Consider the following 9,683-nt stretch of genomic DNA (forward strand, 5'->3'; position numbering starts at 1 on the left):
CGACGCCCGCGCGGGGCTGGCGCTGCTGGCCGGGCGCCCGCTCGGCCCGGTGCTCCAGTACGCGGGGGACGTGCTGGTCGCGGCGCTCGCCGTGGCCCTCGACGGCGCCGACGCGGCGGCCCGCGCGTGCCGCGAGGAGCTGGACGCCCGCGGACTGCCCGGTGACGCCGAGCTGGCGGCCGAGCTCGCCGCCGCCCTCGACGGCCGTCCGTCCGGCCTGGAGGTGCTGCCCGCCGACCTGGGCGCGGTCGCGGAGGCGCTGGAGGCCGGCCCGGCGGACGGCCTCTGGCTGCTCGACCTGGACCGCGGCGACGTCCTCGCACCGGACGAACCGTCCGGCGACGACGGCCGCCACCTCCCCATCCCGCCGGGCGCGCCGGCGGGCGCACCGGAGGAGGAGCGCAGGGGACGGGCGCGCCGCTGGCTCGCCGAGCAGGGCCTCCGGCCCGGCCCCCGCGCCCTCTAGAAGGTTGTAGCCGGTAGAACGTCAGTAGCCGGGCCGGACCAGCGGGAACGGGATCGTCTCGCGGATGCTGCGGCCGGTGAGGGTGATCAGCAGCCGGTCGATGCCCATGCCCATGCCGCCCGCCGGGGGCATCGCGTACTCCAGGGCGCGCAGGAAGTCCTCGTCCAGCTCCATCGCCTCGGGGTCGCCGCCGGCGGCCTGCAGGGACTGCTCGGTGAGCCGCTGCCGCTGCAGGATCGGGTCGATCAGCTCGGAGTAGGCGGTGCCGAGCTCCATGCCGAAGACGATCAGGTCCCACTTCTCGGCGAGCCGAGGGTCGTCGCGGTGCGGGCGGGTCAGCGGGGAGGTCTCGGCCGGGTAGTCGCGGACGAACGTCGGCACGGTGAGCTGCTCCTCGACCAGCGCCTCGAACAGCTCCTGGACGATCTTCCCCTGTCCCCAGGCCGGGTCGAAGTTCAGCCCGATCCGCTCGGCGTGCGCCTGCACGGCGGGCACCGGCGTGTCCGGCGTGACCTCCTCGCCGAGCGCCTTGGACAGCGACTCGTACACGGTGATCTCGTGCCACGGCTCGGCCAGGTCGTACTCGACGCCGTCGCGGACGACGACGGTGGTGCCGAGCGCGGCGTTCGCGGCGTCCACGACGAGGGAGCGGGTCAGCTCGGCCATCGTGTCGTAGTCGCCGTACGGCTCGTACGCCTCCAGCATCGTGAACTCGGGGTTGTGCTTCTGCGACACGCCCTCGTTGCGGAAGTTGCGGTTCAGCTCGAAGACCCGCCCGACGCCGCCGACGAGCAGCCGCTTGAGGTACAGCTCCGGGGCGATCCGCAGGTACAGCTGCATGTTGTAGGCGTTGATGCGGGTGGTGAACGGGCGGGCGGTCGCGCCGCCGTGGACGGGCTGCAGCATCGGCGTCTCGACCTCGAGGAACCCGCCGGCGCGCAGCCGGTCGCGGACGGCGGCGATCGCGTCGCCGCGCATCCGCAGCATCCGCCGCGCCTCGTCGTTGACGATGAAGTCGACGTAGCGCTGCCGGACGCGGGCCTCCGGGTCGGACAGGCCGGTCCGCTTGTTCGGCAGCGGCCGCAGGCACTTGGCGGTCAGCTGCCAGCAGGACGCGAGCACCGACAGCTCGCCGCGCCGGGACGTGACGACCTCGCCGCGGACGCCGACCTGGTCGCCGAGGTCGACCAGCGCCTTCCACTGCTTGAGCGACTCGGCGCCGAGCGCGTCGGCGGTCAGCATGACCTGCAGGTCGGCGGTCTCGTCCCGCAGCGTCACGAAGATCAGCCTGCCGTGCTCGCGGGCCAGCACGACGCGCCCGGCGACCGCGACCCGCTCGCCGGTGCGGGCGTCGGGGGCGAGGCCGGCGAACCGCTCGCGGATCCCGGCGGCGAAGTCGGCGCGGTCGAATCCGAGCGGGTACGGCTCCATCCCGGCGGCGCGGATCTGGTCGAGCTTGGCGTGCCGGACCCGCTCCTGCTCCGACAGCCGGCGGTGCGGGGCGCGGGCGGCGTCGGCGGCCTCCTCGATCCGGCGGATCTCCTCGACCAGGTCGGGGGACGGGACGATGGCGGCGGCACGGTCCAGTTTGGGGCGGTTCAGGTTCGGCAGGAACCCTTCGGCGCGGGCGTAGGCGAGCCCGAGCCGGATGATGTGCCGGCCCTGGGTGTAGCAGATGTAGCGGGGCCGCCAGTGCGGCAGGTACTTGGCGTTCGACAGGTACAGCGACTCCAGCTGCCAGAACTTCGACGCGAACGACAGGAACCGGTAGTAGATCCGCGAGACGGGCCCGGCGCCGATCTGGGAGCCGCGCTCGAACGCCGAGCGCAGCATCGCGAAGTTCAGCGACAGGTGCTGCGCGCCGACCGCGGCGGCCTTCTCGGCGAGCTTGGCGACCATGTACTCGTTCAGGCCGTTCTCGGCGGCCCGGTCGCGGCGCATCAGGTCGAGGGAGAGCCCGCTGCGTCCCCACGGGACGAAGCTGAGCAGGCCGCGCAGCTCCCCGTTCGCGTCGAACGCCTCGACCATCACGCAGCGCCCGTCGGTCGGGTCGCCGAGCCGGCCGAGCGCCATGGAGAAGCCGCGCTCGGTCTCCTCGCCGCGCCAGGCGTCGGCGCTGCGGATCAGCTTGGCCATCTCCCAGGCGGGGATCTGCGCGTGGCGGCGGATCCGGATCGTGTACCCGGCCCGCTCGACCCGCCGGACGGCCTGCCGGACCTGCCGCATCTCGCGGCCGTCCAGGTTGAACTCGGTGAGGTCGACGATCGCCTCGTCGCCGAGCTCCAGGGCGTCGAACCCGTGCCGCTTGTAGACGTGCGCCCCGCGCTCGCCGACGCTGACGGCGCCGGGGATCCAGGCGTGCTCGCGGCACTCCTCCAGCCACGCCTCGATCGCCTGGTCCCACGACTCGGGGTCGCCGAGCGGGTCGCCGCTGGCGAGGGAGACAGAACCCTCGACCCGGTAGGCGATGGCGGCCTTGCCGTTCGGCGCGACCATCACGTCCTTGTCGCGGCGCAGCGCGAAGTAGCCGAGGGAGTCCTGCTCGCCGTACTCGGCGAGCAGGCGGCGCGCCGCGAGCTCCTCGGGCGGGCTGAGGACGGGGTCGCGGCGGCCCGGCTTGAACAGCGCCCAGAACGTGGCGATCATCAGGCCGGTGCCGAGCACCCACAGGATCGCGTCGACCCAGAACGGCACGGACACGTCGATCGGCTTGCCGGTGACGCGCGGCCCGAGGACGGTCTGCAGGATCGCGTAGAACGGGTGCGTCCAGAAGCCGCCCTTGGGGTTCTTGTCGGTGAGGGTGACCAGGAACGTGCCGATCCCGCAGGTCACGACCAGCAGGCTGGTGAAGACGAGGGCGGCGAGCCGCCGGTTGGCGCGGTCGGGCAGCGTGGTGAACTGGCCGCGGGCGGAGACCAGCAGGGCGAGCACCGCCAGGTACACGCCGGCGGTGACGATCTGCCCGATGGAGGTGGGCTCGGACGGGTCGAACAGGGTCGTCAGGACGGTGCTGACGCCGACCGCGGCGGGCAGGCAGAAGATCAGCACGAGGATCCGCCAGGCGGCCTTCTTGCGGCGGCGGATGCCCATGGACAGCAGGATCCAGAGCATGCCGATGGGCACGCTGGGGAACCAGCCGAGGTAGCCGATCCATCGCAGGGCCCAGATATCGGCTATCTCGAGGATGAGACCATAGGAGACCCAGGCAAGGAGCGAGAGGATCCCGGAGAGACGGGTGTACCAGAAGAAGATGGTCGGCGCGGCCTGCAGCAGGCGGCGCCATTCGCCCAGTAGGCCCTTCTCCGCCATGGTCCCCCCGTCGCCGTGCGTGGCCCTGTTGGTCGTACCGGGCTTATTCATACCGGGTGTCACACGCACCACGCTCCCGTCCGGGCCCGCCCGCCCGCTGGCGAACCTCGGCGCGGCGCCGGACGTCGTACGGGTGGGGGGATGTCGCTTGCAAGCTCGATCCAAGGTTGTCAGCAAAAGTCGATATGGTCGCGGATATGCCAAATGAGACCACCGGTGAGCGGTTGCTCGCCCGCCGCTACCGCCTGGTGACACAGGTGGGCCGAGGCGGCATGGGGACGGTCTGGCAGGCACACGATGAGGTCCTCGGCAGAGACGTCGCGGTGAAGGAGGTCATCCTGCCGCACGGCCTCACCGACGAGGAACGCGCTGTCCACCATAAGCGTACGTTCCGTGAGGCGCGCACCGCGGCCCGGCTCGGCCACCCCGGCGTCGTCACCGTGTACGACGTCGTGGAGGAGGACGGCCGGCCCTGGATCATCATGGAGCTGATCAAGGCCCGCTCGCTGGACCAGGTGATCAAGCAGGACGGGCCGCTGGAGCCGCGCCGCGCCGCGGAGATCGGCCGCCAGATGCTGGCCGCGCTGCACGCCGCGCACCAGGCCGGGGTGCTGCACCGCGACGTCAAGCCGAGCAACGTGCTGATCACCGGGACCGGCCGGATGGGCGAGCGCGCCGTGCTCACCGACTTCGGCATCGCCACCGCGTCCGGCGACGCGACCCTCACCCAGACGGGCCTGGTCATGGGCTCGCCCGCCTACATCGCTCCCGAGCGGGCCCGCGGCCGCACCGCGGGCCCCGCCTCCGACCTGTGGTCGCTGGGCGTCACCCTGTACGCGATGCTGCACGGCAAGTCGCCGTTCGAGCGCTCCGAGCCGATGGCCGCGCTGGTCGCGGTGATCTCCGACGAGCCGGACCCGCCGGAGAAGGGCGGCCGGCTGACCCCGGTGATCGAGGGCCTGCTGCGCAAGAACCCCGACCAGCGGATGGAGGCGATCGAGGCCGGCGCGCTGCTGGACGACATCGTCCGGCAGGAGACCATCGACACGCAGCGGACGATGGCCGTCGAGTACCCGGTGGAGGAGGCGCCCGGCGGCGCCCCCGGCAGCACCATGCCCGATCCCTACCAGGAGCCGGAGCCCGATCCGGCCCCGGGCGCGACGCGGGCCGCGCCATGGGTGAGCGGCCCGGGCGCCGGCCGGGGCGGGAGCGGCCAGGGCGTGGCCGCGCCGCACGCCGAGTCCCCGGACGCGCGTCCCGACCAGCTGACCCGGTTCGACGTCCCGGCGGGCGCCACCGCGCGCGCCGACCCGAACCGGGTCGAGTCGTGGTCGGCGGGCCCCGAGACCCGGCCGGCCGAGAGTCCGCCGCCCGGCGGCCCGACGGCCCCGTCCGGGCGGCCCGCGCTGGCCTCCAACCGGAACGTGCTGATCGTCGCGGCGCTGGTGCTGCTGGTGATCGTGGTGATCGCCGGGATCGCGTGGGCGAGCTCCGGCGACGGCGGCAAGCCGAAGAAGAACGCCGGGCCGCCGCCCGCGACCGGGCACCCGTCCGCGACCGCGACGTCGGCGAGCCCCTCGGCCTCCTCGAAACCGGGGCCGCCGGCCGGCTTCCGGACCCACGACGACGACTCCGGCTACTCGGTGGCGGTCCCGGCGGCCTGGACCGGCCCCGAGCAGAAGGGGACCAGCGACTACTACTACTCCCCGGACCGGCGGACCTACGTGCAGATCGACCAGACCGACAGCCCCGGCAAGAGCGCCATCGGCGACTGGCGGCGGCAAGCGGCCCAGGCCGGCTTCCCCGGCTACAAGAAGCTCACGATCGCGCCGACCGGCGACCACCCGCCCGTCCCCGACACCGGCAACGGCGACAAGTCGGCGGACTGGGAGTTCACCTTCGACGGCGACGGCGGCCGGATCCACATCCTGAACCGGGGGTTCGTCACGAACGGGCACGGCTACGCGATCCTGCTGCGCGCCCCCCAGGACGCCTGGGACAAGACGTTCGCCGAGTTGCAGCCGGTGTACCAGTACTTCAAGCCGGCGGAGGGGTGATGGTGGAAGACCGCCTGCTCGCGGGACGCTACCGGCTGCTGTCGGTGGTGGGACGCGGCGGCATGGGCACCGTCTGGCGGGCGCTCGACGAGACCCTCGACCGGGAGGTCGCGGTCAAGGAGGTGCTGCTGCCGTCCGGGCTGAGCGACGAGGAGCGCCACAACCGGCACCAGCGGACCCTGCGCGAGGCGCGCGCGTCGGCGCGGCTGAACCATCCGGGCGTCGTGACCGTACACGACGTCGTGGACGAGGACGACCGGCCGTGGATCGTCATGGAGCTGGTCCGGGCGCGCTCGCTCCAGGACGTCCTGGACGAGGACGGCCCGCTGCCGCCCGGGCGGGTCGCGGCGGTCGGCCGGCAGATCGTGGGGGCGCTGCGCGCCGCGCACGCGATCGGCATCCTGCACCGCGACGTCAAGCCCGCGAACGTGCTGGTCACGGCGGACGACCGGGCGGTGCTCACCGACTTCGGCATCGCCCAGATGGCGGGCGACGCGACGCTGACCGGCACCGGGCTGATCATGGGGTCGCCGGCGTACATGTCGCCGGAGCGGGTCAACGGCGACCGGGCGATCCCGGCGTCGGACCTGTGGGCGCTCGGCGCGACCCTGTACGCCGCGTGCGAGGGCAAGGCGCCGCACCACCGCAGCGACGCGATGGCGGTGCTGGCGGCCGTCATGACGCAGGAGGTGCCGCCGCCGAAGAACGCGGGGCCGCTGGAGCCGGTGCTGCTCGGGCTGCTGGAACGCGACCCGGTCCGGCGGATGAGCGCGGAGGCCGCCGAGGAGGCGCTCACCGCGGTCGCGTCGGGGCACGCCCTGGACCAGGCCGCCGCGCAGCTCGCGTGGAGCCACGCCACCGTCGCCGACGGCGCGGGGTCGTACGCCGGTCCCTCGACGGGGCCGACGCAGTCGGCACCGCCGCCACCCGTGCCGGACATGACGGCGCACTACCCGCCCGGGACGAACGGGCAGCAGCAGTGGGCGCCGATGCCGGGCGGGCCCGGCACGATGGGCGTCCCGCCGAAGCGCCGGTCGCCGGTGCTGCCGATCCTCGCGGGGTCGGTCGTCCTGGCGGCCGCGGTCGCGGCGGCCGTCCTGATCTTCTGGCCGCACGACGGCTCCGGCCCCAAGGCGGACGCGACGAAGGGGCCGCCCGCCACCGGGGGCACGAGCAACCCGCCGACGTCCTCGCCCGCGACGCGGCCGCCGACGGCCCCCACGTGGCCCTCGGGCCTCGTCAAGAGGACGGAGTCCGGCTACACGATCGGTGTGCCGCGCGGATGGCAGCGGTCGTCGACGAGCCGCGGCATCGTGTGGACCGACCCCGTCTCCCACGCCTACGTCCAGGTCGACAAGACCCAGTGGACCGGTGACCCGTTCGAGCACTGGCGGATCTGGAAGCAGCAGGCCATCAACGACGGCATGCTGAAGGACTTCCAGCAGGTCGGGGACATCATGCAGTCCAGCGTGGGAGCCAACCGGGCCGCCGACATCGAGTTCACCTGGTCGCGCTCCGTCGGCATGACCCATGCCCTCGACCGGGGCGTGATCGTGGACGGCCAGGCGTATGCCGTCGTGGTGGCGCTACCCTCGTCCCAGTGGGACGCGAAAGAGCATCTCGTGAAGAATGTGCTCAGCACGTTCCTTCCCTCAGGGGCGGGATGATCACCGGGGGGACCAGGAAGAGATGGCACAGGCACGTCTGCTCGGCAACCGCTACCGGCTGGACTCGGTGGTCGGCCGCGGCGGGATGGGCACCGTGTGGCGCGCCTTCGACGTCATGCTCGACCGCGAGGTCGCGGTCAAGGAGGTCGTCCTCCCGCCGGGGCTGGACGACGCCGAGCGCGCCGTCCTGTACGAGCGGACGTTCCGCGAGGCGCGGGCGTCGGCGCGGCTGAACCATCCGGGCGTGGTGACCGTCCACGACGTGGTCGAGGAGTCCGACCGGCCGTGGATCGTGATGGAGCTGGTCCTCGCCCCGTCCCTGCAGGACCTGCTGGACCGGGGGCCGCTGGAGCACCGCCGGGTCGCCGAGATCGGGCTGCAGATGCTCGGCGCGCTGCGGCACGCGCACGAGAAGGGGATCCTGCACCGCGACGTCAAGCCGAGCAACGTGCTGATCACCGACTCGGGCCGGGTCGTGCTCACCGACTTCGGCATCGCGCAGGTGGAGGGCGACGCGACCCTCACCCAGACGGGCCTGGTCATGGGGTCGCCCGCGTACATCCCGCCGGAGCGCGCGCAGGGCGAGCGCGCGGTCCCGGCGTCCGACCTGTGGGCTCTCGGCGCGACGATGTACGCGGCGGTCGAGGGCCGGTCCCCGTACGAGCGCCCGGACGCGATGGCGTCGCTGCAGGCCGCGCTGTCCGAGCCGGTCCCGCCGGCGCGCAACGCGGGGCCGCTCGCCCGCGTCCTGGACGGGCTGCTGGCGCGCGAGCCGGTGAACCGGATGACGGCGTCGCAGGCACAGCCGCTGCTGACGCAGGTCGCCTCGGCGCCGCCACCGCCGCCCGTCACCGGCGCCGACGACACGGTGATGGACGGCCCGCCGCGCTACTACGGCGGCGACGACGCGTCCGAGACCGTGCTGGACCCCGAGGAGCTGGATCCGGTCACCCGCCGCGATCCGGGCCCGAACAACGGCCGCGACCCCTACCCGTCGCAGCGCGGACCGGAGCAGGAGGAGCGGACGCTCCTGGAGACCGAGTGGGCGCCGCCTCCGCAGCAGCGCCCGCCCACCCAGCACGGGCGGCCGCAGCACGGGCAGCCGCACCATGTGCAGCCGCATGTGCCGCAGACGCCGCCGCCCTGGGAGCAGCCGCAGCATTTCGCGAGCTGGCAGCAGCCGCCCCCGCCGCCCGTCCACGACGTCCGGCAGGCGGAGCGCCGCAAGACGATCCTGATCATCGTGGTCGCGGTGGTCCTGGTCGTGGCGGCGGTGCTGCTCGGCGCGTTCATCCTGCGCCGCAAGCTCCACGTCGACGCGCTCGGCATCGCGGGGCCCGGCCACACGGCCACCATGGCCGTCGTGAGCCTGGTGCTGCCCTAGCGCCCGGGCCGCCGGCGCGCCCGCGTCGGCGCGTCAGGTCGTGATGCCAAGGCCGCTGATCTGCGCGCCGTTCGCCGTCACGGACGGCTGCTCGGACACCACGTCCGTCATCACCATGAACGGCAGGGTGAGCGGCGGCGGCTGCTCGGGGGTGAAGGTCAGCGGGATGCCGAGCAGCTTCGACGACATCTTCGTCGTGTACATGACGACGTCGCCGGTGAGGGTGAGGGAGCCGGTCTTGATCCGGTTGGTGACGCCGCCGTGCACGGCCGTCTGGTCGACGTCCTTCAGGACCGCCTTGGACATGCTGAACTTCAGCGCCTTGACGGTGCCGGACGCCGAGGGCAGCGACGCGACGCCGTCGTAGCTGAGGCCCGACATCGTCAGCGAGCTCGCCCGGAGCGTCCCGGCGTCGCTGTAGACGCGGGAGCCGGGCGCGGCGGCCTTGGCGGTGGCCTGCCCGCCGGCCTTCAGGCACGCGGACGGGTCCTTCGCGGACTGGATCTCCTGGAGCAGCTTGCGCACCTGGTCCTGGGACAGCCCTGAGCTGCTCGCCGGGACGTCCGGGCACGACGGCGTGGCCGACGGTGAGGCGGACGGTGTGGCCGACGGCGCGGGGGTCGCGCCGGCGGACGGCGTCGCGCTGGGGGAGGGGGTGGCGCTCGCGGTCGGCGCGGGCGTCTGCGCGGCCTTGGGAGCCGCGGACGTGCTCGCCGACGGGCTCGGGGACGGCGCCGCGCCCAGCAGGTGCAGGCCGAGGGCGCCGGGCAGCGCCAGCGGCAGCGCGAGGGCGGTGAACC

The 9,683-nt window shown here is 73.6% G+C and carries 5 protein-coding genes and 1 pseudogene; 4 read left to right on the forward strand and 2 right to left on the reverse strand.

The window, feature by feature from the left end; all coding sequences use genetic code 11:
* Positions 1 to 466, forward strand: a 466-nt coding sequence (locus F9B16_RS45680; RefSeq protein ID WP_225992527.1) for a hypothetical protein, incomplete at its 5' end; no start/stop codon positions are given.
* 21 nt (positions 467 to 487) lie between these two features.
* Here the strand turns inward: F9B16_RS45680 and lysX are convergent.
* Positions 488 to 3,775, reverse strand: a complete 3,288-nt coding sequence (gene lysX / locus F9B16_RS45685) for a bifunctional lysylphosphatidylglycerol synthetase/lysine--tRNA ligase LysX (RefSeq protein WP_192809326.1) — start codon at positions 3,773 to 3,775, stop codon at positions 488 to 490.
* A 197-nt stretch (positions 3,776 to 3,972) separates the two neighbouring features.
* Here lysX and F9B16_RS53780 point away from each other — a divergent pair, with 197 nt between their 5' ends.
* From F9B16_RS53780 to F9B16_RS45700, 3 genes are read left to right on the forward strand one after another with little or no spacing between them, the layout of a single operon-like run.
* Entirely contained in the window at positions 3,973 to 5,832 is a 1,860-nt protein-coding gene (locus F9B16_RS53780; protein WP_264159866.1) for a protein kinase domain-containing protein, read from the forward strand.
* The gene (locus tag F9B16_RS51815; protein ID WP_192809327.1) at positions 5,832 to 7,499 is read left to right on the forward strand and encodes a serine/threonine-protein kinase; all 1,668 of its coding nucleotides are present in this window, start codon (positions 5,832 to 5,834) and stop codon (positions 7,497 to 7,499) included. The genes F9B16_RS53780 and F9B16_RS51815 overlap by 1 nt, the downstream gene beginning before the upstream one ends.
* A gap of 22 nt (positions 7,500 to 7,521) precedes the next feature.
* A complete protein-coding gene (locus tag F9B16_RS45700) occupies positions 7,522 to 8,883 on the forward strand; it encodes a serine/threonine-protein kinase (protein ID WP_151546531.1) in 1,362 nt (453 codons plus the stop codon).
* 33 nt (positions 8,884 to 8,916) lie between these two features.
* Here the strand turns inward: F9B16_RS45700 and F9B16_RS51820 are convergent.
* Positions 8,917 to 9,683, reverse strand: a pseudogene (locus F9B16_RS51820) (hypothetical protein); the annotation flags it as partial.

The organism is Actinomadura montaniterrae (genome assembly GCF_008923365.1).
Taxonomy (GTDB): Bacteria; Actinomycetota; Actinomycetes; order Streptosporangiales; family Streptosporangiaceae; genus Spirillospora; species Spirillospora montaniterrae.